The organism is Ralstonia sp. RL (genome assembly GCF_001683835.1).
Taxonomy (GTDB): Bacteria; Pseudomonadota; Gammaproteobacteria; order Burkholderiales; family Burkholderiaceae; genus Ralstonia; species Ralstonia mannitolilytica.
Map to the genome: position 1 here is coordinate 1 of NZ_LWRX01000090.1, position 23,978 is coordinate 23,978.

A 23,978-nucleotide genomic window follows, 5' to 3' on the forward strand; every position below is an offset into this window, starting at 1 on the left:
CCTGGCTCAGCTGCGACGGCATGCAGTCAACCTCGGGAATCCCGCCGTACTCGCGCACCACGTCCACCTTGTACTTGAGCTCGTTCCAGACGATCTTGACGGCGGTCTCGAGGCACGTCTCGAGGTTGCAGCGCTGCAGCTGCGCATCGTCCACATGCGAGAACGCCTTGAGACCGTGCACGATGCTCTTGACGCGCTGCAGGCCATCCAGCGATTCGGCCAGCAGCGCCGGCACGTCTTCGCGTACGTAGTCCAGGTCGGCCCGCTGCCGCACCTCGGCCAGCGTGGCGCGTGTGGCAGGCGTCAACTCCGCCTCGTGCGACTCATACGCAGAGACGGTGTCGAGCAGCGCTGCGACGTAGCGCTGCAGGCTGCCCAGGTTGGCATTGACGAAAGAGACGGGGTTGTTGATCTCGTGCGCCACCCCGGCCGCCAGTTGGCCGATCGAAGCCATCTTCTCCGACTGCAGCAACTGGCCCTGTGCCTGCGCCAGCTTGTGCAGCAACTGCTCCTGGCGTGCGCGCTCGGCCTGCAGCGCCTGGTGCGCCAGCGCGAGCTGCCATCGGTCACGCTGGAACTGCTCGACGGCGCGCGCCATCTGGCCGATCTCGTCGTCGCCCCTGACCGGCACCGCCCCGGGAGCGCCGTCGGCATGCTGATCGCGCAGGCTGCGGCTGACCTGCAGCAGCCGCTGCAGCACGCGACGTCCCAGCAGCGCGTACGCGGCAAGGCAGGCAAACGCCACGCTGCAGGCGAGCAGCGCGGTCACCCAGCGCTCGTTGCGCTCCGACACGGCGGCCAGCGCCTCCAGGGCCTGCTGAAACGCATGCGCATGCCGCGCCGACAACTGCTGCGCAGACTGCACCATGGCGCCGGCCTGCATGTACAGCGCCTCCGCAGATCGACGCCCGGCCTGGGCGCGCGCCGACGCTGCCGCAGAAGCCGTGGCGCCAGCGCCCGCACGCTGCAGCTCGCTTTCCCACCACTGCGCGACGATGTAGACCGCATTGCGAAACAGCTGGGTCGACTGGTGCAGATCGAGCACTTCAATGTCGTCATCGGCGGCGGCCAGATGTTCGGACAGCTGTTCGAACGCCTGCAGGTTCTGCAGGATCTCCGCATAGTGGCGGCGCAGCGCCTCCACCGAGGCCGTCTTCTCGAGCTGCGCCGATTCGCGCTCGATGAGCAGCGTGCGCTGCACGAGCTCCTGCGCCTGCCGCAGTCGCGTGAGCTGTTCGTTGGCCAGCGCCCGTGTCGCCTCCGCGGATGTCCGCAGCGCATACACCGCGGTAAAACCGCCCGCCGAGATCAGCAGCGCCAGCACGGCCACGGCCAGCACGAACTGCCGACCGAGCGAACTCGGCCACACCCCGCGCAGCGGCACACGAAGGCGCACGAGAGCGATACCGGCGACGTCCCCTGGCATTCAGCGGCCCCAGATCCGCCGATAGACGGCGCGATACCCGCTGTCGGGGTCGTACTGCCCGAGCGGGCCACCGTCAAACGCGATGTTGCCCGCGGTGACAAGATGCACCGGCGACACATAGCCGCTCACCGGCTGACCGGCCAGAAGCCGGTTCAGCTCGTCCACCAGCTGCCAGCCCTGCAGGTTCAGCGGCTCGGCCACCGTGCTGGTCTGGAAGGCACCGGCCTGGATGCGCAGGAACGCCGCGGCGCTGCCGTCGCCGGCAGAGAGCATGCGCAGCCCTTCGGACCTGCCGGCCCGCGTCAGTTCGGCGCCGGCGTAATCGAAGTAGATGTCGTTGATGGCCAGCGCGTACGTCCACGTCCGCCCGTACCGCTCCAGCAGACGGCGCATGACGCCAGGCATGGCTTGCGCGCTGCCCGAGATGGGCACGTCTTCCAGCGCCAGCAGCCGGCAGCCGCTGCACGCGCGGATCACCTCCGCCATGGCAGCGGCCTTGGCCTTGGCGATCTGGAAGTTCGAATCGGTAAAGATGACCACGTTGGCGTGGCCGGCAGAATCCGCCACCGCTGCCATGGCGGTGAGCCGTGCGACGGCGAGCGGGTCGGTCGATACGTTCACCGCGACAGGGCCATCGGCCATGGGCCCGGCGGTGGCGGCCACATGCCAGCCCACCACCGGGATGCCGCGTTGCGCGAACGGGGCCAGCGCCGGGCGCATCTCGACGGCATCGCCGCCTACCAGCACGACGCCGCCGGGCTGCAGCGCCAGCGCGGAGGCCACGGCGCGCCGCCGGCCCTCGGGCGTACCGCCTGCGTCGTACACGTGCACCTTCCACCCGATCACGCGCGCAGCTTCCTTGATGCCCTTGGCAACGCCAAGGATGCCGCCGTTACGCAAGTCTTCACTCACGATGGCAAGCGTGATGTCGGCCCGCGCGCGCGGGCCCGACGCCGGACCATCCCAAGGCGCGCCGTGTTCGCTGGCGCGCGCGACGATCTGCTGCATGCGCACCGTGTCGGGCAGCGCCTCGGCCGCCCGTGCAGCCCCGCCTTGGGCGAGCGCGCTCAACAGGCCACACGCACATGACGCAGCCGCCAGCCTGCGCCTGCCATCCGTCCACCAATCCATGGGCGCTCCCAAAAGGCGAAGGTTCAAGCGGCGTCCGGGGCGCCGGGCGCCGTCGCCGCGGGGCCGCCCGACGCGCGTGCCGCTTCCGCGTAGACGAGGATGGCGAACGGCACGTCTTCGTGCGCTTCGAAATGCTTGATCTGCTGCACCTGGTGGGCACTGACCACGCTGTCGCGCGTGATGAGCAGCACCCCGCGGCGCGTAAGCAGGTCATCGGCCAGGCGCATGCCTTCGCGCAGTTCCGTCGAGGTGATCTGGCGCACGGGCATCACCTCGCCCTGCTGCTTGAGCACCGCAACGAAGCGCACCACCACATCGGGGTCGTAGCGCAGGCCGGACTGCGCCTTGATCATCTCCATGGCCTGGTCGGGCGACGTGCGCTGCTTGACGATCTCGCCCGACATCAGCCCCTCGAAATCGCGCGCCACGGCCACGATGCGCGCCCCGATGGGGATGGCCGGGCCTGCCAGGCGATCGGGCGTGCCGCGGCCATTGAAACGCTCGTACTGGTGGCGGATGATCTGGGCCACCTGCTCGAGCTGCGGCACCGGCGTGAGCACCATCTGCGCCCGCAGCGGATGCTGGTAGAACTGCTGCGCCTGCTCCGCAGACAGACGGTCGAGCGACGTGCTCAGCAGCACATCGGGCAACGACAGCTTGCCGATGCCATGCAGCAGCCCGGCATGGAAGATGTCCTGCACCTGCAGCCCCGTCAGCCCGCACCCGATGGCGATGCGCCGCGCGAGATCGGCCACCCGCAGCGACTGGCGCGCCATGGCACCGCAGCGCATCTCGATCATGCTGGCGCACACCTGAACCATGTTGGTGAAGCTGGTCTTCAGATCGCGCTGGGCGCCTTCCAGGAACATCACCGTCTGACGAATCTCTTCGGTGCGCGCCTGCACCTGGGTCTCCAGGCCTGCGTTGAGCCGCTGCAGCATGTCGTTCTGCTGGCGCGTGAGGTCGCTCAGGCGTTGCGCTTCACGCGCGAGCGTGCGCTGCTCGACCGCGTGCCGCACGGTGAGCAGCAGATCCTGGTCGTCCCACGGCTTGTTGAGGTAGCGGTAGACCCCGCCCTCGTTGATGGCGCGCACGGCCGAATCGATCTCGGAATAGCCGGTCAGCAGGATGCGCATCACGTCGGGATACCGCTCGCGCGCGCAGGCCAGAAACTCGGCGCCGCTCATGCCGGGCATGCGCATGTCCGAGACGATCAGGTCCACCGGATATACAGCCAGCATCTCGAGCCCAGCCGCCCCGCTCTCCGCCGTGATCACCCGGTAGCCGGTCGGCCGCAGCAGCCGACGCAACGATGCGAGCACGCCCGCCTCGTCGTCGACGAGCAGGATCAGCGGTGTGGCGGCAGCCGAGGCGGCGCCCGACGTTGCAGGCACGGGCTGGGCCGTCTCTGCCGGCCCGGGAGCGGTACCGGGCGTGGTGGTTTGTGCAGTGTCTTCTTCGTAGGCGAGCATGGCCCGGTCCTCTGTGAGTTCAAAGCGCGTTCAGAGCGCCTGCAGAAACTGCTCGAGCGCGCGCTTCATGGTGCGGATGGCCGTTTCGGGCAGCAGCATGACGAGCTGCGCCACAAAGCCGCCGCGCTCGAGTGTGAAGCGCACCTCCAGCAGCAGCGCGACGTCCCAGCGACGGAACTGTTCGCCCGACAAGGCCTGTTGCAACGCGGTCGCGGGCACGAAGCTCGGGCGCGAGAACGACAGGTTGCGCCCCAGCTGCTCGAACACGCTGCGCACGCACGCGCCCACCAGCAGGTTGGCAATGTCGGACAGCGCCTCGCTCTGGCCGTGGAGGTCGGCATCGTCGTAGCCCATCAGTTCTTCGAGCTCTTCGCGGCCGTCCTTGCCGAAGAGCACGATGGCTTCGCCGGAAATGTCCGACTGGAACGCCTGCCGCACCGGCGACGGCGCATCGCCTGCCATGTCGCAGGCCAGCAGGTTGGCCTGCAGCTGTGCGGCGTCGACGAGCTTGATGCCCGGCACCGACAGCGTCACGAACGCCCCCAGCAGTTCGGCCAATGCAGCGCCGGCCTTGCCCATGCCGATGTTGGCGATCTCCTGCAGCGCGTCGCGCTGCTCTTCGTTGAGCGTCAGGTCATGCATAGAGCCCATACCCCCGCAGGATCGGAACAATCCGCTCGGCCGAGACCGGCTTCGGTATGAACCCGATGGCACCGAGTTCCTTGACGCGCTCCACCGCGCCGGACTGGATGTCAGCCGACACCACGATCACAAAGGCATCGGCGGCGGCCCGGCGAATGTGTTCGAGCACCTGGAAGCCGTCCATGTCGGGCATGGTGAGATCGAGAAAGACGACGGTGCCCTTGCCCGCCCGGAACAGCTCCAGCGCCTGCACGCCGTTGGAAGCCTGCGAGACTTCGACGTCCCAGTCCTCGGGCAAGGCGTTGATCAGAAGCTTGCGTGCCAGCGACGAGTCGTCGGCAACGAGCACGGGTAGCGCCATGGTGTGTCTCCCTTCAGGCGTAAGACGTGGGGTTCAGGGGGGCCGCCGCCTTGACGGCCGGCGCGGGTTCTGAGGCGAGGGCGGGCGCGGGGCCGCCCACGGGCAGCGTCACGCGAAAGGTCGTGCCCTTGCCGACCGTGCTCGATACATCGATGCGTCCGCCATGCGCCTGCACGATGCCGTAGGTGACCGACAATCCGAGCCCCGTGCCCTTGCCGACCGGCTTGGTGGTGAAGAACGGATCGAAGATGCGCTTGAGGTTCTCGGGCGGAATACCGCAACCGGCATCGGCCACCTCCAACCAGACCGACGCCTTGGCGTCCGCCTCGCCAGGGCCGGGCGCATCGCACCCGGTGCGCACCGCGATCACCCCGCGCTCGCCACCAGACTCGGCTTTCTTGGCGTACGCCTGCGCCGCGTTCACCACCAGGTTCAGCACCACCTGGTTGATTTGCGACGGGATGCACATCACGGGTGGCAGTGTGCTGTACTCGCGCACGAGATCGGCCTGGTACTTGATTTCATTGTGGACGATGTTCAGCGTGGATTCGATGCAGCGGTGGATGTCGACCTGTTCCCACTGGTGCTTGCTGTCCACGCGCGAGAAGTCGCGCAGGTCCACCACGATGTCGCGCACGCGGGCCAGGCCCTCTTTCGATTCTGCGACGAGCGCCGGGGCGTCTTCGGTGAGGTAGTCGATATCGGCGGCCTGGGCGAGCGCGGCGAGCTGCGGGTCCAGCGAAGGCGCCGCCTGCGTGATCAGTTGCTCCATGCCGCGCGCATAGTCGAGCAGCGTGCCCATGTAGCGTTGCAGGCTGTTCAGATTCGACAGCACGAAGCCCACGGGGTTATTGATCTCATGCGCAATGCCGGCCGCCAACTGCCCGATGGCGGCGAGCTTCTCCGATTGCAGCAACTGCTGGTGCGCCTGGGCCAGCTCTTCGTTCAATGCCGAGAGCTGCGCGTTGCGCACGGTCAGCTCCTGCAGCGCATCGGTCACGATCTTTTCGCGCTTTTTCAGCTCGCCATAGGCCAGGCAGACATCGGTCGCGTCGAGCAGCGTAATGCCGACGGCAATCACCACGCCGTGCTCATCCTCGATCGGAATGAAACTGCAGTTCTGCTGCATCCATTCGATCGTGTCGGTAATGGGCCGGGTATGCCGAAAACGGAACAGATAAGGCCGGTGCTCCCACGATGTATATGCCGAGACGCTCAATACAAAAACGCTCTCGATTTTCTTGCGCAGCCATTTTTCGGGCAGCTCGGGAAACAGGGCGAACATATCCTGGCCGAGCACCTCGTCGGCCGAACGCCCGCTGTGATACTGCATGAAACGGTTCCACGACAGGATCCGCATGTGCCGATCCACCGAGAACACGCCGCAACTCACCAGTTGCGCAATGGCGTCGGAGAGTTGGGATGGGGTGATGTCTGCCATGCCTGGGCGCCGGTCTGCAAATGCATGCGGTTGATGTCGGGTCACATCGCATAACCCGCTCTTACCCTGCTTATCGACAGAGTTTTGCTCAGGCAGATAAGGACAAATCCCTAATCGCGCGTGATTATCGGAAGATCAGAGTGAAGACACATGAACATCGGCCGCGGCGCCATGAATAATGTGCGGGATTACACGCTTTTTCTCGGCCGGTTTCAGCTGCGCAGATGCAATTGCGCCAGAAGCTGCCGCCACTGTGCGAATTGGCGCGCCCGTGCCTGCGGATCAGCAGCGTCGCGGCCATAGCGCAGCGCGACGTAGCCGGCGGCGGCCTCGCGGATGGCCTGCGCGGCCTGGGGGAAGTGCACGGCGGCGCGTTCGGCATAGGCCATCGGGCCTTCTGCCGGTGCGCGCGGGCAGCCATGCCGCGCCAGCCTGTCGCACAGGCGCTGCCACTGCGCCTGCACCGGATCGGGCTTCGGCTTGCGCGGCTGCCACAACAGCGGCAGCGCGGCCAACAGCACGAGGCCCGACACGCCCCACAGCACGGCGCGCGGGTCTGCCGCATCCAGCCCCAGCCACGCGAACAGACGCGCCTGGCGGCTGCGGTCATAGCCGAGCACCCAGCGGTTCCACCCGCTGACCAGGCCATCCAGCCCCCAGCGCACGTTGCGCAGCCACGCGGGCTCTTGCGCGCGGCGCGAGCGGAATTCGCTGGCGGGCACGGCTGCCGCAAGCCCCCGTTCCACCCGCTGCGGCGCGACGGCGGCGGTCGGGTCCACGCGCACCCAGCCGCGCCCGTCCAGCCAGACCTCGGCCCAGGCGTGCGCATCGGACTGGCGCACGATGATGTCGCCGCTCACGACATTCACCTCGCCCCCCAGGTAGCCGACCACCACGCGCGCCGGCATGCCCGCCGCACGCATCAGGAAGACGAAGCTGCCGGCGTAGTGCTCGCAGAAGCCGCGGCGCGTGCGGAAGAGGAAGTCGTCGATCTGCGGATCCTGCAGCGGTTCGGGCTCGAGCGTGTAGGCAAACGGCGCGTGGCCAAACAGCTTCAACGCGGCCGAGATGCGCTCGGCAGGCGGCAGGCCAGCCCATTGCGCGGCGAGCGCACGCGCCTGCGGGTTGCCCGGCGGCAGTGCCAGCGCCAGCTGCCGCGTAAGCGGATCGAGCGGCCCGGCATCGTCCGCGCCACGGCGGCTGGGCAAACGCGAGCGCGCGTGATAGCGCATGCGCTGGTCGAGCACCTGGGTGCTGACGAATTCGCCGTCGAGGCTGCGGCGGATGCCGTCGCGCGCGTCGATGGACACACCGCGGTCGAGCGCAAAGAGCCAGCGCTGGCGTGTCGGCTCGAGCGTGATGTTGTAGTCGACCAAGTCCGCTGCGCTGCCGGCAGCGTCCGCAGAATCGGGTACGCCTTCGGGCGCGGGACGCTGCCGCATCGAGGCGGCCGTCCACGCCTGGCCGTCGAAACGCCACAGCACCAGGCCGCGCCAGTAGAGCGTGTCGGGCGGCGGCGGCGCGCCGGCAAAGTCGGCGCGGAAGGCGAGGTCATCCGACAGGATCAGCTGGCCGACCGAGCCCGGCGCCATGCGGTCAGACAGGCCGCTGGTGGCGGTGTCGGCGGCTTGCGGCAGGCGCCACAGCGGGTGATCCAGGCGCGGGAACAGCAAGAAGAGTACGGCCGCGCACGGCAAACCCATCAGTACCAGGCGCGTCAACACGCGCGCGGGCGACACGCGCGTGCGCGCCTGCGGATGCAGCAACACCAGCCAGTTGCGCAGCAGCAGTGCCACGGTGGCCAGCATGCTGGCGGCCAGCCATGGCGGCTGGTCAAACAGCACTTGCGAGAGCAGCAGGAAGCAGCACAGCTGCGTGACCAGAACGCCATTGCGCACCGTGTGCGACTCCATCAGCTTGAGCACGAGGAACGCGCCGAGCAGCGCCACCGACAGGTCGCGCCCGATATTGCCGCCCGTGCGCATGGCCAGCGCCAGCGTCACGAGCAGTGTCGCCACGCCGGTCAGCCCGAGCACCCACTTGCCCGGCAACGGCGCGCGGCGCACCCACAGCAGCGTGCGCCAGAGCAGCAGCACGCCAAACACGGCACAGGTGACGAGCGGCAGCGCCCGCAGCAGCGGCGCCAGCACCACGGCCAGCTGCGCGATGAGCCAGCCGTGCTCGCGGTGCGTGAGCGCGCGGGCCGGGCCGAACACGGGGGTCTCCGAAGGCGGGCTCATGCGGAGGCCGCCTCGGGCATGGCAGGCCTGCCCCACAGGGCCAGGGCTTGCAGGCACGCATCGCGATGCGCACACCCGCGTGCGGGGCCGATCGACAGGCCCGGCAGGTTCAGGGTGTAGTCGGGCGCCTCGGCAGCCGGCGCGTGCTCGGCAGCCAGTACCCAGGCACACAGGCGCGAGAGGCGCTGCTCCACGCTCATCCACGGCGGCAAGGCATCCCACGCCAGCACGCACTGGGCGCGGCGCACCTGCTGCCCGGTGCGGCTGACCCACGTATCGAGCCGCGCACTGTGCTTCCACGCAATGCTGCGCAGCGGGTCGCCGGGGCGGTAGGCGCGCAGCTGGTCGGCGGCGTCTTCGGGGGCGCTGCGGGCGGCGCGCAGGTCATCTTCCTCGCCGGGGTCGGGAGCCATGCTGGCGGGCAGCGGTGGGGGCGAGGATTCCGGCTCGGGGTACACGAGCAACGTCAGCGGCGCGTCGGCATAGCTCCACGCGCGGAACAGCCCCAGCGGAAAGCGCGTCGACACCGTCAGCCGCGGCAGCGCAAACCAGCCGCGCGACTGCGCGGCAAACGACAGCACCGCGACCACCGCGTCCTGCGCGTCGAGCGACATCTCCACCGCCGCCGCGTCGCGCGCGCCCACATCGATGCCCACACGCGCCCACGGCGTGACGTTCGCAAGCGCCACGCTCACGTTGACGGCGTGCCCGGCAAACACGGCATCACCCGCCGCGCCGCGCACTTCCAGGTCGACCAGGTTGCGATGCGTCTGCCACATGGCCGCGGCCACCACGCCGGCCAGCACGAAGGTCAGCAGGAAACCGAGGCTGACGTTGTAGTTGAGCGAGGTCAGCAGCATCACGATCAGCAGCAGCGCGAAGCCCGCACCGGCTGCGGTGGGCAGGATGTAGACGTGATTGCGGTCCAGCCGGATGCGGCCTTCTCGCGGCGTGCGTGGCCGCTGCAGAAAGCGCTGCACACGCCCGCGCACGAAGCGGATGCCGGGCAGCCTTGCCAAGCCCGCGCCCAGCACACGCAGCGGCGCAGACAACGCGGGCATGAAACGCGCCATGGCGCCGCGCCCTTAAGGGATGGCCACCGTATCGAGCAGCCGCTGCGCCAGCGCCGTGGCCGACAACGTGCCGCCCGTGGGCAGCAGCCGGTGCGCCGCCACGGCCTTGAAAACGGCCTGCACGTCTTCGGGCAGCACGGCGTCGCGGCCGTCGATCAACGCCCATGCGCGCGCCGCTGCCAGCAGCGCCAGCCCCGCACGCGGCGACAGGCCCATCTGCACCTGCGCATCGGTGCGCGTGGCGTTCACCAGGGCCAGCACGTAGTCGACCAGCGCGGGCGCCACGTGCACCGCGTCGGCGGCAGCCTGCAGCGCCACCACTTGCGCGGCCGTCAGCACCGACTCGATGTCCTGCGGCGCGCCACCGCCGAGGTACAGCGCCCGCTCGGACGCTTGATCGGGATACCCGAGCGACAGCCGCATCGTGAAACGATCGAGCTGCGATTCGGGCAGCGGGTGCGTGCCGATCTGGTTCAACGGGTTCTGTGTCGCAATGACGAAGAACGGGGCGGGCAGCGGATACGTTGCGCCGTCATGCGTGACCTGCCCTTCGGCCATCGCTTCGAGGAGCGCGCTCTGCGCCTTGGGGCTCGCGCGGTTGATCTCGTCGGCCAGCACCACCTGCGCGAAGAGGGGGCCCGGGTGGAATTCGAAAGCGCCCTTCTCTTTCACGTAGATCGACACGCCGATGAGGTCGGCCGGCAGCAAGTCGCTGGTGAACTGCACACGTTGGTACTGCAGCCCGAGCGTGCGCGCCAGCGCGTGCGCCAGCGTGGTCTTGCCCACGCCCGGCAGGTCTTCGAGCAGCAGGTGGCCGCGCGCCAGCAGGCACGCCAGCGCCAGCCGGATCTGCAGCGGCTTGCCGAGCACGATGCGCTCGAGCGAGCGCTGCGCCTGCAACAGGGCGGCCGGCAACTGCGCCGCTTGCGGCGTGCGGATGGTAGAGAGGGGAGCTTGGTTAGGCGTCATCGGGGCGGGTGCGGCCGGAGCAACAATGCCAGCGAGTGTAGCGGTATCGCACGACACCCGCGCGCCCGGTGTCCGGGCCTGCTCACATCAGCAACGGAACAGGCCGGGGCTGCGTGCGCGCTACCACATCAGTCCGGTTTGCGCGCGGGGATAGCCGCGTCGAGCAACACGCGTGCCGTGCGCGGCAGGCTCCGGATCAGGCGCGGCGCATCGGTGCCGAAGGTCTGGCTGGCGGTATAGGCGCCTTCAATGAGGAAGGCGAGGTCGTCCGCCAGCGCGTCGGGGTCGGTGGCGCCGGCGGCCTGTGCGCGATCGCGCAGGCGCGCCAGCAGCGTCGCCTTGTTGCGCTGGACGAACTGGCGCGCAGCGTGCGACGGGTCGGGAAACTCCGCCGCCACGTTCACGAACGGGCAGCCGCGATAGCCGGGCCTCGATGCCCGCTCCGAGACGTCGATGAAGAACTGCAGCAACTGCGCGCGCGCATCGTCGGGATGCTTCGCCATGCTGGCGTCGAAGTAGCCCCAGAAGCTCTGGTCGCTGCGCTCCAGATAGGCGAGGACGAGGTCGTCCTTCGACTTGAACTGGCGGTACAGGCTCATCTTGTTGACGCCGGCCTTCTCCACCACCGCTTCCACACCCACGGCCCGCACGCCTTCGTAGTAAAACAGCTGACGTGCGGCTTCGAGCAGGCTTGCGTGTGCGTCCTCACCGCTGATGCGGCGCGGCTTCGGGGGGTCGATATTGGGAAGGGCGCGTGGCCCACGTGCTGCCATGGTGATGCTCCTGCGGGCGCGGCGGGGCACAAAGACCCTGTTCCCCTGCCGGCGCCGGTGACATTCGATGCGGCTTGACATGTTACCGATCGGTACCTACTATCGCAACCACGTTGTTACCGGTCGGTAACGAATAAGATATTGCCACCCCCACAAGAATCGGATGCCCCTTCCATGCAACGCCTCGCCCGCCTAGTTGCCCCCCGTTTCCACTACAGCTGGATCGCCCTGGCCGTGGTTTTCCTGATCCTGCTGTGCGCAGCCGGCACGCGGGCCACGCCCAGCGTGATGATGCTGCCGCTTGAGCACGAGTTCGGCTGGAGCCGCAGCACCATCTCGCTGGCCATTTCGATCGGCATTGCGCTGTACGGATTGACGGGCCCGTTCGCGGCGGCGTCGATGCAGTATTTCGGCATCCGCCCGACGGTGCTCGGTGCGCTGGCGGTGCTGGTGTCGGGCACGGCGCTCTCGGCGATGATGCACGAGCCCTGGCAGATGGTGCTGCTGTGGGGCGTGATGGTGGGCGGCGGCACGGGCGTGGCGGCCATCACGCTCGGTGCAACGGTGGTCAACCGCTGGTTCACCACGCACCGCGGGCTGGCCATGGGCATCCTCACGGCCAGCTCGGCCACGGGGCAGCTCGTGTTCCTGCCGATGATGGCGGCGGTGGTGGAGCGCTACGGCTGGCGCCCGGTGGTGCTGATCGTGGCCGGCGCGCTCGCGCTGCTGCTGCCCATCGTTGCGCTGCTGCTGCCGGAGTCGCCCAAGAGCGTGGGCCTGCGCACGTATGGCGAACCCGCCGATGCGCCGGAAGCGGCCCAGGGCCCGCGCGCCAACCCCATCACCCTGGCCATGCAGACGCTGCTGCAGGCCATGCGCCGCCGCGATTTCTGGCTGCTGTTTGCGAGCTTCTTCATCTGCGGGGCGAGCACCAACGGCTATATCGGCACGCACTTCATCGCCATGTGCGCCGATCACGGCCTCACCGAGGTCAAGGGCGCGAGCCTGCTGGCTGCCATGGGCATCTTCGACCTGGTCGGGACGACGCTCTCGGGCTGGCTGTCCGACCGCTACAACAGCCGCGTGCTGCTGTTCTGGTACTACGGCCTGCGCGGGCTGTCGCTGATTTACCTGCCGTATGCGTTCGGCTTCGAGTTCTTCGGCCTGCCCGTGTTTGCCATCTTCTACGGGCTGGACTGGATCGCCACCGTGCCGCCGACCGTGCGCCTGACCAACGACGTGTTCGGCAAGGCCGCAGCGCCCATCGTCTTCGGCTGGATCGTGGCGGGGCATCAGTTGGGCGCGGCGTTTGCCACGCTGGGTGCGGGCATGATGCGCGCGTCGCTCGGCAACTACACGCTGGCGTCGATGATCTCGGGCGGGCTGTGCGTAGCGGGTGCCTTCCTGGTGCTGCGCATTCACCGCACGCCCAAGCGCGATGCCGAAGGCGCCAGCCAGCCGGCGACCGCGTAGTCAGGGTTTCAGGAAACCGTACCGGGCCAGCACAGCCTGGCCTGCCGGCGACAGCACGAACGCCACGAAGTCGGCCGCCTGCTGCGGCTGCTTCGTGCCCGACGTCACGGCGATGGGGTACGTGAGCGGCACATTCAGCGGCACGGGGCTCGCCACCTTCACCTTGTCCGCGGCGATGGCCGCATCGGTCGAGAACACCAGGCCGGCTTCGACCTCGCCGCGCGCCACATAGTCGAGCGCCTGGCGCACGTTCTGCGCCAGCACCGCCTTGGCCTGCACCGGCTCCCACAGCCTGGCGTTTTCCAGGGCGTGCCGGGCATAGCGGCCCACCGGCACCGATGCCGGGTTGCCGATCGCCACGCGCTTCACCTCCGGCCGGACCAGATCCTTCAGCGCATGCACGGGCACCGTGCCGGCCGCGGGCACGATCAGGACGAGCTGGTTGGCCACAAAATCCCTGCGTGTATCGGCCTGGATGACCTGCTCGGCCACCGCCTTGTTCATCGCCTCCTGATCGGCGGAGGCAAACACGTCGGCGGGCGCGCCTTTCACGATCTGCTGCATCAGCATGTCCGACGCGCCGAAGTTGAGCACGACCTTGGTGTCCGGATGCTGCGCTTCGTACTGCTGCGCGATCGCCTTGAAGGCATTCGTCAGGCTGGCCGCGGCCGAGACGACCAGGTCTGCCGCATGGGCCGGCGCGGCGGCCCCCACCGAGAGCGCCGCCACCAGACCCAGGGTGCGCAGCCGCGCGCGAAGCATCAAACCTTGCATGAGGACACCGCCTTCGTAAAGGGAAAGACCGCCCGTAATATACGAGTCGATATAACGACCGGTCAACGCAGCCTGGCGGAATGCCGGGCATCACGCGCTGGCCATGGCGGTTCGGGCCGCTTCGTCGATGCAATCGGCAAGACGCCCCGCAATCGGCTGGCGGCTGTGACGCGGGCGTTCGATCAGGCCGATCTCGCGGTAGAACGTTTCATCGCCCAGCGCGATGGCGCGCACGCCGGGCGGCCAACCGTCTTGCGCGGCGGTCTGCGGCGCCAAAGCCACGCCCTGCCCGCGCGCCACGAGCTGCGTCATGCCGTGCAGCTCGTCGAGTTCGATCACGTCGTGCGGGGTGATGCGCCGGTCGCGCAGGAACTGGTCGACGCGGCGCCCGCCGAACGAGCGGCGGTCGTAGCGGATGAACGGCTGATGCTCGAGCAAGACACGCCAGTCATCGCCGGGCAGGCTGGCGGGCACCAGCAGCACGAACGGCTCGGCCACCAGCGTGCGCCATTCGAGGTCGGCCGGCACCGCAAACGGCGGGCGGATGAGCACGGCCAGGTCGATCTCGCCAGCGTCGACCAGGCCGAGCAGGTCGAGCGAGACACCGGGCAGCACGCGCGCGCGGCAATGCGGGAATTCCGCGCGGAACTGCACCAGCGCATCGACCAGGAACGACGTCTGCACCGAGGCAATGGCCCCGACGCGCACGAGGCCGCGCTGCTCGTTGCCGCCGGCCTGGTCGCCCAGCCGCTCATACAGCGTGACGATGTGCTCAGCCAGCGCCAGCGCATCGCGTCCGGCCGCATTGAGCGTGGCCGAGCGGCCCGTGCGGTCGAACAACGAAAAGCCGAGCGAGGCTTCGAGCCGCTGGATCTGCGCGCTCACCGCCGACTGCGTGAGCCCGATGCGCTCGCCGGCGCCCGCAAACGTGCCGTGCCGGGCGACGGCAATGAAGGTCTTGAGTTCTCGAAGCATGAGGCGCGCGGATCAGGGCAGAGACGCAAGGATACGCGCGCCGCACCGTCCTACCTGGCAAACAGCGAGGCCATGTTGGCAAACGCTTTGATCTCCAGCGCGTTGCCCGACGGGTCCAGGAAGAACATCGTGGCCTGCTCGCCCACCTCGCCCTTGAAGCGGATGTGCGGCTCGATGATGAACTCGATGCCGGCAGCGCGCAGCTTGTCGGCGGCGGCTTCCCACTCGGGCATGGACAGCACCACGCCGAAGTGGCGCACGGGCACGTTGTCGCCGTCGACGGCGCTGGTCTTGCGGTGGCCGACTTCGTCGGGCGCCAGGTGCGCCACGATCTGGTGGCCGTAGAAGTTGAAATCCACCCAGTCCGGCGCGCTGCGGCCTTCCGGGCAGCCGAGGATGCCGCCGTAGAAGGCGCGCGCGGCGGCGATGTCGTGCACGGGAAAGGCCAGGTGGAACGGGGCAAGCACAGGTGTCACGTCGCTCATGGTGAAGGGCAGGCCGCAGAGTTGGATCAGGTGGCACCGGTACGGGGTGGGGGGCCACCCACGCACCAGGCCACGCAGTGAGTCTATGCGCATCCATTCATCCAAAAAAAGCGATGTTTTTTTGGACTGAGCCCCGCATATTCTGATTGTTCGACCAAAAAGAAGCCGCCCAACGGCGGCGAAAGAGACACACGGTGAGCGCGCCTGCAGGCACGGCAGACGCGCGAAGACGAAGCGCGATCAGGCGAACACGAACGGCGTCATGGCTGCGGCGGCATTGGCCAGCGGCAGGCGGACCATGCAAACGGTGGCGTCGCCGGGCACGTTGCTGATGCGAAAGCCCGCATCGCGCGCCAGGCCGATCATGCGGCGGTTGGTGGAAAGCACCTCGCCAAAGATCTCGCGTGCGCCGGCCACGCGGGCCGCACGCACCAGCGTGGCAAACAGGCGGCGGCCCACACCCTTGCCCTGCCACGCGTCGGCCACCAGCATGGCGAACTCGGCCGCACCGTCTTCCATCACGAAGCGGCCATCGGCGATGAGGTCTTCGCCCGTGCCGCCGGGGCGCGCCACGCTCACCACCAGCGCCATGTGGTTGACGTAATCGATCTGCGTGTAGGCGGCGAGCATTTCGTCAGTCAGCCGGCCGCCCCCGACGAGGAAGCGCGCGTAGCGCGATTCGGAAGACAGCCCTTCCACCAGCGCCGCCTCCAGCGGCGCGTCTTGCGGCAGAATCGGGCGCACGGTGGCGATGGAGCCGTCGTGCATGGTCCAGCGGTCGATCCATTCAGCGGGATAACGATGGATGGTGTACAGCATGGGGGTCTCCTCACGCGATGGATCTGGTTGATCTTGTCTGGACCGCCAGCACGGGATCACCGCCTGACTTTTCAATTTGAATCCAGCTTAGCAGAAACCCTGGCTTTTGCAAATAAAGTTAGTGGACTATCCTGTCTGATATGAAGATCCCCGAGCCTCTACCCGTTCCGCCGGCCCCCGAGCTCGTTACGTCGATGGACGAGCCATGCTCGATCGCGGCCGCCGTATCGATCGTGGGCGAAAAATGGACGCTGCTCGTGCTGCGCGAGGCGTTTTCGGGCGTGACGCGGTTCGATGAGTTTCTGCGCCGCACGGGGTGCTCGTCGGCGATCCTGTCGTCGCGCCTGAAGGCGCTGGTGGCGCACGGCATCCTGCGCCGTGTCCCGTATCAGGAACCGGGCGACCGGGTGCGCGACGCGTATCGCCTCACGCGGGCGGGCGTCGACCTGCTGCCCGCCATCGTGGCGCTGATGCAATGGGGCGACCGCTACCTCACGCCCGACGGCGAAGGCCCGATGCTGTTGCGCGACCGCGAAAGCGGCACCCCGATCCATGTTGCGCTGGTCAACGCGCTGGGCCAACCGGTGGCGCCGCAGAATTCCATGCGCGAGCGCAACCCGCGTTATCGTCATGGCAGCAATTGCGCTGCAGATGACGACAACAAGCCGCAAGTGGACGGGTAATGCACAACTTTACACGTTCATGAAAACCCCCTATCGTCGCGGATGAACGGGGGAATGGCGGCTTTCGGCCGGCCTTTTCATGTGCAACGCCCCGTGCCCGGCCACCGCCCGTTGGCGGCCCGTTCCGACCCCCGACCTCGCCGCTCACGCCCGGACCCACGCCTGCCATGCCTGATGCCGTGGTACCGCTCTACCACCAGATCTACGTCGTCCTGCGTCAGCAGATTCTCGAAGGCAAGTTCGGGGAGGGTCCGATGCCCGGCGAGATCGAGCTGGCCCGCCAGTTCGGGGCGTCGCGCGTCACCATGCGGCGCGTGTTCGACTACCTCGTCAAGGAAGGTCTCGTGCGCCGCCATCGCGGCATGGGCACGTTCGTCGTCAAACCAGATGATCCGGTAGCGGTCGGCGGCGGCAACCAGACGCTGCTGCAGAACATCATCGACGTGGGCGAGCGCACCTCGGCCGTCGTCGTGGAATTCGAAGACGTGCAGGCCCCGCCCGACGAGGCCAAGTGCCTCGAAGTCGCGCCCGGCACCCCGATCAAGAAACTGGTGCGCGTGCGCCATCTGGAAGATACGCCCATGGCGCTCATCACCACGTGGCTGCCGCTGGACGTGACGAGCAAGCTCACGCTGGACCGCCTGGCCAACCAATCGCTGCTGCGGCTGATCGAGGGCTCGGGCGTGCGCATCGACCGCGCATCGCAAGTGGTGTCGGCACGGCTGGCCGACGTGGCGACCGCGCAATACCTGGATGTGGCGGTCGGCGCGCCGCTGCTCTCGGTGCAGCGCATCGTGCGCGAAATGAGCGGCCGTCCCGTCCAGCTGCTGCAGGGCCTCTACCGGCCCGACCGCTACGAATACCGCATGGAGCTCTCGCGCGTGGGCGAAGACCGCGCCCGCCTGTGGATCGACAACGCCGGACACGATGTCCAAGGCGGCCACAGCGAAGACGTCGAAGAAGCGCCCACCCCAGCCCGCACGCGACGCTGACACCACGGCCGGCGGGGTTATTGGCCGCCTGCACGGCGCGCGGAAAGTTGCTAGCATCGGCGCTTCGCTGCAACGCAGCAATTCCTCCATGAGGTTCCCATGTCGACCTCGCCAGCGTCCCCAACGCCTGCTGCTCCGGCTTCGGCCTCGAATTCCACCACCCCGACCACGCCCGACACGCAAGGGCTGATCCGCCTGCTCACCGCCGGTGCGGGCATCAGCGTCGCGTGCATCTACCTGAACCACCCGCTGCTCGGACTCATCAGCCGCGATCTCGCCATCACGCCGCACGCGCTGGGCGTGTTGCCGACGCTCACCGCGGCCGGTTATGCCAGCGGCATCTTTTTCTTCGGCCCGCTCGGCGATCGGTACGACCGTCGCCTCGTCATCCTGTGGAAGGCGGTGCTGCTCACGCTCGCGCTCATCGGCAGCTGCCTCGCGCCGAACCTGCCGCTGCTGGCCGCGGCGGGTTTTGCGGTCGGGCTGTCGGCCACCATCGCGCAGGACTTCGTGCCCAGCGCCGCCGCCATCAGCACCGACCAGAACCGCAATCGCAACATCGGCACGGTGATGACGGGGCTGTTGATCGGCATCGTCGGCTCGCGCGTATTCAGCGGCATCGTGGCCGACCACTTCGGGTGGCGCGCCGCGTTTGGCGTGTCCGCCGTGGCGATTGTCGGGCTGGCCATTGCCGTGCGTGCCGCACACTTTGGCGTGGCGCCCTCCCCCGCGACTGCGGGGCAGCCCTACCTCACGCTGCTGCGCTCGCTCGGCACGCTGTTCATGCAGCATCCGCGGCTGCGCGCGTCGGCCATCACGCAGGCGTTCATCGGCATTGCGTTCTCGGGCTTCTGGTCAACGGTGGCGCTGCACCTGACAAGTTCGCTCGGGCTGTCGACGGGGCAAGCCGGCCTGCTCGGCCTCGCAGGCGCTGCCGGCGCACTCGGCGCGAGCATCGCCGGGCGGCTCTCGGGCCGTGTCGCGCCGGGTCACATCGCAGCGGGCGGCGCCCTGCTGATGGCGATCACGTTCGCGGCGATGGCGCTGTTTCCGCACGCGCTCGTCGCCATCGTGATCGGCACGCTCATCTTTGATGTGGGCGTGCAGGCCGCACTCGTCTCGCACCAGACGATCATCTACGCACTCGCGCCCGAAGCGCGCAGCCGCGTCAACGCGGTGTTCATGACGATGCTGTTCATCGGCATGTCGGTGGGGGCGTATGGCGCCAGCCTCGCGTGGAATGCGGGCCGCTGGACGGGCCTCATGGCGTTCTGCACGGTGTCGGCACTGGTGGCGTTCGGACTGCGCGTGGTGTTCAACGCGCGGCAAGGGCCGCGTTGAGTCGGAACGGTGCGGCTGCACACCGGCGGCCGTACCCGTTTCTGCGTCGCACATGCGGGCCTGGCAACACCGCATCGCTTCCGCCGGGGCGATTCCGGAGCGCGGCAACGCGCGACATGTCGCTACAATTCTGAGGATCAGCTTACGCTGCCCATCAGAACAATCCGCACTGAGACGCTCCCATGGACACCACTGCCACACCGCACGCGGTCGACCCGCACGACACGCGCCGCCGCATCTTTGCCATCGTCGGTGCATCGTCGGGCAACCTCGTCGAATGGTTCGACTTCTACATCTACGCGTTCTGTTCGCTGTACTTCGCGCCGGCGTTCTTCCCCAGCGGCGACCGCACGACGCAGTTGCTGAACACCGCCGGCGTGTTCGCGGCGGGCTTCCTGATGCGTCCGATCGGCGGCTGGCTGTTCGGTCGCATTGCCGACAAGCACGGCCGACGCACCGCGATGATGATCTCGGTGCTGATGATGTGCGGTGGCTCGCTGCTCATTGCAGTGCTGCCCACCTACGCGCAGATCGGTGCGCTGGCGCCGCTGCTGCTGCTCGTGGCGCGGCTGTTCCAGGGGCTGTCGGTCGGCGGAGAATACGGCACCAGCGCCACCTACATGAGCGAAGTGGCGCTCAAGGGCCGGCGCGGCTTCTTTGCATCGTTCCAGTACGTCACGCTGATCGGCGGCCAGCTGTGCGCGGTGCTCGTGCTCGTCATCCTGCAGCAGCTGCTGACCACGGCCGAGCTCAAGGCCTGGGGCTGGCGCATCCCGTTCGTGGTGGGTGCGCTGACGGCGCTGATTGCGCTGTACCTGCGCCGCTCGCTGCATGAAACGCAGACCACCGAAGCGCGCAAGGCCGAGCACGCCGGCACGATCCGCGGCGCGTGGCAGCACAAGGGCGCATTCCTGCGGGTGATCGGCTTTACCGCCGGCGGCTCGCTGATCTTCTATACGTTCACGACGTACATGCAGAAGTACCTCGTCAACACGGCGCACATGGAAGCCAAGACGGCCTCCAACGTGATGACCGGTGCGCTGTTCGTCTACATGCTGCTGCAGCCCGCATTTGGCGCGCTGTCCGACCGCATCGGCCGCCGCAACTCCATGCTGTGCTTCGGCGTGTTGTCCGTGCTCGGCACGGTGCCGCTCATGAAGGCATTGGCCACGGTGTCGAGCCCGGTGGAGGCCTTCGGCCTCGTCACGCTGGCGCTCGCCATCGTGAGCTTCTACACGTCGATCAGCGGCCTGATCAAGGCCGAGATGTTCCCGCCGGAAGTGCGTGCGATGGGCGTGGGTCTGTCGTATGCCATCGCCAATGCCGTGTTTGGCGGCTCGGCCGAGTACGTCGCGCTGTGGTTCAAGCAGGCGGGTACCGAATCGACGTTCTACTGGTATGTGACGGCGCTGTGCGCGGTGTCGCTCGTCGTGACGTACTGGATGCCCGATCCGAGCAAGGAAGGGTATCTGCGGCACGAGCCGTGAGCGGCAAAGCGCGGCCGGCCGCCGCTGCGCCGGGCCGCGCAACGTCTGATGGCCCCCTGCCCGGCAGGCAACGGCCCGGATGACGCCGTTGTCCGCGATAATGGCGACCGCGCGGCGCCGCGACAACGCTGAACATCGTCGCTGCGCCGACATTGCAACAAGGAGAATTAACCATGCGCGACATCATTGACGGTTTTCTGCGCTTTCAACGCGAGGTCTATCCGCAACGGGTAGAGCTTTTCAAACAACTTGCGACCTCACAGAACCCCAAGGCGCTGTTCGTGACGTGCTCGGACAGCCGCGTCGTTCCGGAGCTGCTGACACAGCGCGAACCCGGCGAGCTGTTCGTCATCCGCAACGCGGGCAACATCGTCCCTTCGTATGGCCCTGAGCCGGGCGGCGTATCGGCGACAGTGGAATATGCGGTGGCGGTGCTGGGCGTGCAGGACATCGTGATCTGCGGCCACTCCGATTGCGGCGCAATGGGCGCTATCTCGCGCTGCACGTGCCTCGACCACCTGCCGGCCGTGGCGAGCTGGCTGCGCCATGCCGACGCGGCCAAGGTCATCAACGCGGCGCACACGTTCGACTCGCCCCGCGCCAAGCTGGACGGCCTCGTGCGCGAAAACGTGATCGCCCAGCTTGCCAACCTGCGCACGCACCCGTCGGTTGCGCTCGCGCTCGAGCAGGGTCGCCTGAACCTGCATGGCTGGGTGTACGACATCGAGCGGGGCAGCATCGACGCCCTGGATGGCGCGACGCGCCGCTTTGTGCCGCTGGCGGATTCGCCCGCCACGGTGGCCGTCGCGTCGCGCGGGCAGCGGCAAGGCTGACGCCCATGACCGGGCCCTTCGGGCACCGGTCTGTACCCAGCTATGCGGCGGGGGTGGCTCCCGCCGCTCAACATCAATCTGCGGATTGCCGGCTCGCAGGATGCTGATCCTGCACCAGCAGACCCGCCAGCGCCTCCTCCAGATTCGGGAAGCGAAACCGATAGCCGGCCTCCAAGGCCCGTCGCGGTTGCACACGTTGGCTGCCGAGCAGCAACACGGACATTTCGCCCAGCGCCATGCGCAATACCCAGGCAGGCACCGACAGGAACATCGGCCTGCGCAGCGTCGCCGCCAGCGTGCGGGCAAAGTCTGCGTTGCTGACGAGGTCCGGTGCACACGCATTGAAAGCGCCCCAACCATCGGCGTGGTGCAAAAGGAAATCGATCAGACCGACCACGTCGTCAAGATGGATCCACGGCATCCATTGACGCCCACTCCCAAGCCGACCGCCAAGCCCCATGCTGAACGGCAGACGCAGCCTGGGCAACATGCCGCCTTCGCTTGCAAACACGGGCGCCGTGCGCAGTAACACGACCCGCACGCCAAGCGCCTCGGCACGGCGCGCTTCCTCCTCCCACGCGACGCAGAGTTGACTGCCAAAGTCGCCGTTGCCAGCGCCGCTGTCTTCATCCAGGGGTTCCTGCCCTCGATCGCCATACCAGCCGGTGGCAGATCCGGAAACCAGCACGCGAGGCGGCCGCTCGCAACGGCCGAGCCAATCCACGAGTTCCCGGGTCAGATCGACGCGGCTGCGCCATAGAAGCTCTCGTCGGGCCGCGCTCCACGGGCGATCGGCAATCGGCGCGCCCGCCAGATTGATGACTGCATCCAATGGCGCGGCACCGTCCAGCTCTCGCAGCGCTGCGATGCCGCGCGCACGGGCACACAGCCGCGCGACGCGTTCAGGCGTACGGCTCCAGACCACCAGATCGTGCCCCTGCGCCTGCCAGTGGCGGCACAGTGCCCGCCCGATCAATCCGGTGCCTCCAGTCAGCAGGATGCGCACGATGGGGCGGCCTCCTTATTGCGGTTCAACGCAGTCATAACGCCTCCAGCCTTGCGCGCACGTCTTCGGCGCGCTTGCGCAGGACGTCGCGCTCTTCGGGTTCCATCTTGGCGAGTTGCCGATACACCATCGACAGCCGCGGGTTACGGCCGAACACTTCACTGTGGCGCGCAAAGAAATCCCAGTACAGCGCGTTGTAAGGACATGCGCGCTCACCGACGCGCTGCTTGCTGTCGTAATGGCAGCCCTTGCAGTAATCGCTCATGCGGGAAAGATAAGCGGCGCTACTGACATACGGCTTGGTGGCAATGCGGCCGCCGTCTGCCCATTGGCTCATGCCCACCGTATTCGGCAGCTCCACCCATTCGAATGCGTCGATGTACACGCCGAGGTACCAGCGGTGCACCTCGTCCGGCGCGAGCCCCGCCAGCAAGGCGAAGTTGCCGATCACCATCAGGCGTTGAATGTGATGCGCATGGGCGGTTTGCAGCGACTGGCCGATGGCGAGTTGCAGGCAGCGCATCTGCGTCTTTCCGCTCCAGAACCAGGACGGCAGCGGCGCATTGTGGTTCAGCACGTTGCTCGAAGCGTACCCGGGCATGTGCGCCCAGTAGATGCCGCGTACATATTCGCGCCAGCCCAGGATCTGGCGGATAAACCCCTCCACGGCAGGCAATGGTGCCTTGCCATGCCGATACGCTGCCTCGGCGCGATCGATCACCTCGCGCGGATTCAGCATCTTCACGTTGAGCGAAAAAGACAGCAACGAGTGGAACAACCGCTGGTGGCTGCTGCTCATGGCGTCTTCAAAATCGCCAAAGTGCGGCAGCACCTGCCCGACAAACGCGTCCAGGCAGGCCAGCGCTTCAGCGCGGTTCAAGGGCCACCGCAATGCCCCGGCCTGCGGGTTGCCGAACGACTTCACACCGCTGCGTTCGATGGTCTCCCACAACGCCCGGTGGTCATGCACAGGACGCGCGTCGGCGGGCTCCGGCGGCGAGCCGCGCCACGGCTTGCGGTTGTCATGATCGAAATTCCACTGCCCGCCCTCCGGCGCCCCCGTGCCGTCGAGCAGCACACCAAAGCGGCGGCGCATCTCGCGATAGAACCGCTCCATGAGCCATTGCTTGCGGCCGTCAAACATCGCGGCAAGTTCATGCCTGCCCGTCAGGAAGTGTTCGGTATCGACCTCGCACGTCGACAGCGACTGCGCTGGCGCCCAACGACGCAACTGTTCATCCAGGCGCCACTCGTCAGGGGATTGCCATTCGACCCGCTCGGCGCCGTAGTGCCGGGCGAGCGCGGCGAGATTCTCGGTCACGGACTGGCGGTTGCTTTCATCGTCGATCGCCACATACCGCACGCGGTGCCCCGCCGCCCGGAGACCGCGCGCAAAGTCGCGCATGGCCGCAAAGATGGCAAGGATCTTCTGCGCGTGGTGCAGGACGTAGTCCGTTTCCTGACGCACTTCCATCAGCACGTAGACGACGTCCGCGTCCACCTCCGCAAACCATGAATGCAGCGGGTTGAGCTGATCGCCCAGCACCAGCCGGAGACTCTTTGCGCCTTGGTTCATGTCATT

General features: G+C 67.7%; 22 protein-coding genes. 6 read left to right on the top strand and 16 right to left on the bottom strand.

The window, feature by feature from the left end; all coding sequences use genetic code 11:
- The 10 genes from A6M56_RS08205 to A6M56_RS08250 form a co-directional block, all read right to left on the bottom strand.
- Positions 1–1,426, bottom strand: a 1,426-nt coding sequence (locus A6M56_RS08205; RefSeq protein ID WP_286758066.1) for a histidine kinase dimerization/phospho-acceptor domain-containing protein, incomplete at its 3' end; no start/stop codon positions are given.
- Positions 1,427–2,557: a substrate-binding domain-containing protein gene (locus A6M56_RS08210; RefSeq protein WP_082076359.1), complete on the bottom strand. Its 1,131-nt coding sequence runs from the start codon at positions 2,555–2,557 to the stop codon at positions 1,427–1,429.
- A 23-nt stretch (positions 2,558–2,580) separates the two neighbouring features.
- Positions 2,581–4,029 carry a response regulator c-di-GMP phosphodiesterase, NosR family gene (gene nosR, locus A6M56_RS08215; protein ID WP_045219264.1) on the bottom strand — a complete coding sequence of 483 codons (1,449 nt, stop codon included), beginning with the start codon at positions 4,027–4,029 and terminating at the stop codon, positions 2,581–2,583.
- Between the two features lie 30 nt (positions 4,030–4,059).
- Positions 4,060–4,671 (bottom strand): chemotaxis protein CheC, encoded by a 612-nt coding sequence (locus A6M56_RS08220; RefSeq protein WP_045219262.1) that lies wholly within the window; start codon positions 4,669–4,671, stop codon positions 4,060–4,062.
- Positions 4,664–5,032 (bottom strand): response regulator, encoded by a 369-nt coding sequence (locus A6M56_RS08225; protein ID WP_045219260.1) that lies wholly within the window; start codon positions 5,030–5,032, stop codon positions 4,664–4,666. Before A6M56_RS08225 ends, A6M56_RS08220 begins: the two co-directional genes overlap by 8 nt.
- Positions 5,033–5,045: 13 nt before the next feature.
- Positions 5,046–6,473, bottom strand: coding sequence for a PAS domain-containing sensor histidine kinase (locus A6M56_RS08230; RefSeq protein WP_102079151.1), 1,428 nt, complete (start codon positions 6,471–6,473; stop codon positions 5,046–5,048).
- A 212-nt stretch (positions 6,474–6,685) separates the two neighbouring features.
- Entirely contained in the window at positions 6,686–8,713 is a 2,028-nt protein-coding gene (locus A6M56_RS08235) for a transglutaminase TgpA family protein (RefSeq protein WP_102079152.1), read from the bottom strand.
- Positions 8,710–9,774 (bottom strand): DUF58 domain-containing protein, encoded by a 1,065-nt coding sequence (locus A6M56_RS08240; RefSeq protein WP_257983938.1) that lies wholly within the window; start codon positions 9,772–9,774, stop codon positions 8,710–8,712. Before A6M56_RS08240 ends, A6M56_RS08235 begins: the two co-directional genes overlap by 4 nt.
- 24 nt (positions 9,775–9,798) lie before the next feature.
- Entirely contained in the window at positions 9,799–10,755 is a 957-nt protein-coding gene (locus A6M56_RS08245; protein ID WP_062738624.1) for an AAA family ATPase, read from the bottom strand.
- Between the two features lie 128 nt (positions 10,756–10,883).
- Positions 10,884–11,528: a TetR/AcrR family transcriptional regulator gene (locus A6M56_RS08250; RefSeq protein ID WP_045219250.1), complete on the bottom strand. Its 645-nt coding sequence runs from the start codon at positions 11,526–11,528 to the stop codon at positions 10,884–10,886.
- A 174-nt stretch (positions 11,529–11,702) separates the two neighbouring features.
- On the opposite strand from A6M56_RS08250, the gene A6M56_RS08255 reads away from it, so the two are divergent.
- The gene (locus A6M56_RS08255; RefSeq protein WP_062738622.1) at positions 11,703–13,001 is read left to right on the top strand and encodes an MFS transporter; all 1,299 of its coding nucleotides are present in this window, start codon (positions 11,703–11,705) and stop codon (positions 12,999–13,001) included.
- Here the strand turns inward: A6M56_RS08255 and modA are convergent, their stop codons facing one another.
- From modA to A6M56_RS08275, 4 genes are all read right to left on the bottom strand, one after another.
- Complete coding sequence (gene modA, locus A6M56_RS08260; protein ID WP_102079154.1) at positions 13,002–13,775, bottom strand: molybdate ABC transporter substrate-binding protein; 774 nt, start codon at positions 13,773–13,775, stop codon at positions 13,002–13,004. It abuts the gene before it with no gap.
- Positions 13,776–13,865: 90 nt separating this feature from the next.
- The gene (locus A6M56_RS08265; protein ID WP_102079155.1) at positions 13,866–14,750 is read right to left on the bottom strand and encodes a LysR family transcriptional regulator; all 885 of its coding nucleotides are present in this window, start codon (positions 14,748–14,750) and stop codon (positions 13,866–13,868) included.
- Between the two features lie 50 nt (positions 14,751–14,800).
- Positions 14,801–15,235: a VOC family protein gene (locus A6M56_RS08270; protein ID WP_045219241.1), complete on the bottom strand. Its 435-nt coding sequence runs from the start codon at positions 15,233–15,235 to the stop codon at positions 14,801–14,803.
- A 240-nt stretch (positions 15,236–15,475) separates the two neighbouring features.
- Positions 15,476–16,054, bottom strand: coding sequence for a GNAT family N-acetyltransferase (locus A6M56_RS08275; RefSeq protein ID WP_102079156.1), 579 nt, complete (start codon positions 16,052–16,054; stop codon positions 15,476–15,478).
- Between the two features lie 140 nt (positions 16,055–16,194).
- Here A6M56_RS08275 and A6M56_RS08280 point away from each other — a divergent pair, with 140 nt between their 5' ends.
- From A6M56_RS08280 to A6M56_RS08300, 5 genes are all read left to right on the top strand, one after another.
- Positions 16,195–16,737 (top strand): winged helix-turn-helix transcriptional regulator, encoded by a 543-nt coding sequence (locus A6M56_RS08280; RefSeq protein WP_045219237.1) that lies wholly within the window; start codon positions 16,195–16,197, stop codon positions 16,735–16,737.
- A gap of 167 nt (positions 16,738–16,904) precedes the next feature.
- Complete coding sequence (locus tag A6M56_RS08285) at positions 16,905–17,729, top strand: GntR family transcriptional regulator (protein WP_045219234.1); 825 nt, start codon at positions 16,905–16,907, stop codon at positions 17,727–17,729.
- A 99-nt stretch (positions 17,730–17,828) separates the two neighbouring features.
- On the top strand, positions 17,829–19,070 hold the full coding sequence (locus A6M56_RS08290) for an MFS transporter (RefSeq protein ID WP_045219233.1): 1,242 nt from the start codon (positions 17,829–17,831) through the stop codon (positions 19,068–19,070).
- 182 nt (positions 19,071–19,252) lie between these two features.
- Positions 19,253–20,557, top strand: coding sequence for an MFS family transporter (locus A6M56_RS08295; RefSeq protein ID WP_102079158.1), 1,305 nt, complete (start codon positions 19,253–19,255; stop codon positions 20,555–20,557).
- 173 nt (positions 20,558–20,730) lie between these two features.
- Positions 20,731–21,390 carry a carbonic anhydrase gene (locus tag A6M56_RS08300; protein ID WP_045219229.1) on the top strand — a complete coding sequence of 220 codons (660 nt, stop codon included), beginning with the start codon at positions 20,731–20,733 and terminating at the stop codon, positions 21,388–21,390.
- Positions 21,391–21,463: 73 nt separating this feature from the next.
- Here A6M56_RS08300 and A6M56_RS08305 read toward each other — a convergent pair whose 3' ends face one another.
- Both A6M56_RS08305 and A6M56_RS08310 read right to left on the bottom strand, forming a co-directional pair.
- Positions 21,464–22,396 (bottom strand): TIGR01777 family oxidoreductase, encoded by a 933-nt coding sequence (locus A6M56_RS08305; protein ID WP_102079159.1) that lies wholly within the window; start codon positions 22,394–22,396, stop codon positions 21,464–21,466.
- Positions 22,397–22,430: 34 nt separating this feature from the next.
- The gene (locus A6M56_RS08310) at positions 22,431–23,972 is read right to left on the bottom strand and encodes a cryptochrome/photolyase family protein (protein WP_102079160.1); all 1,542 of its coding nucleotides are present in this window, start codon (positions 23,970–23,972) and stop codon (positions 22,431–22,433) included.
- Between the last annotated feature and the right edge of the window lie 6 nt (positions 23,973–23,978).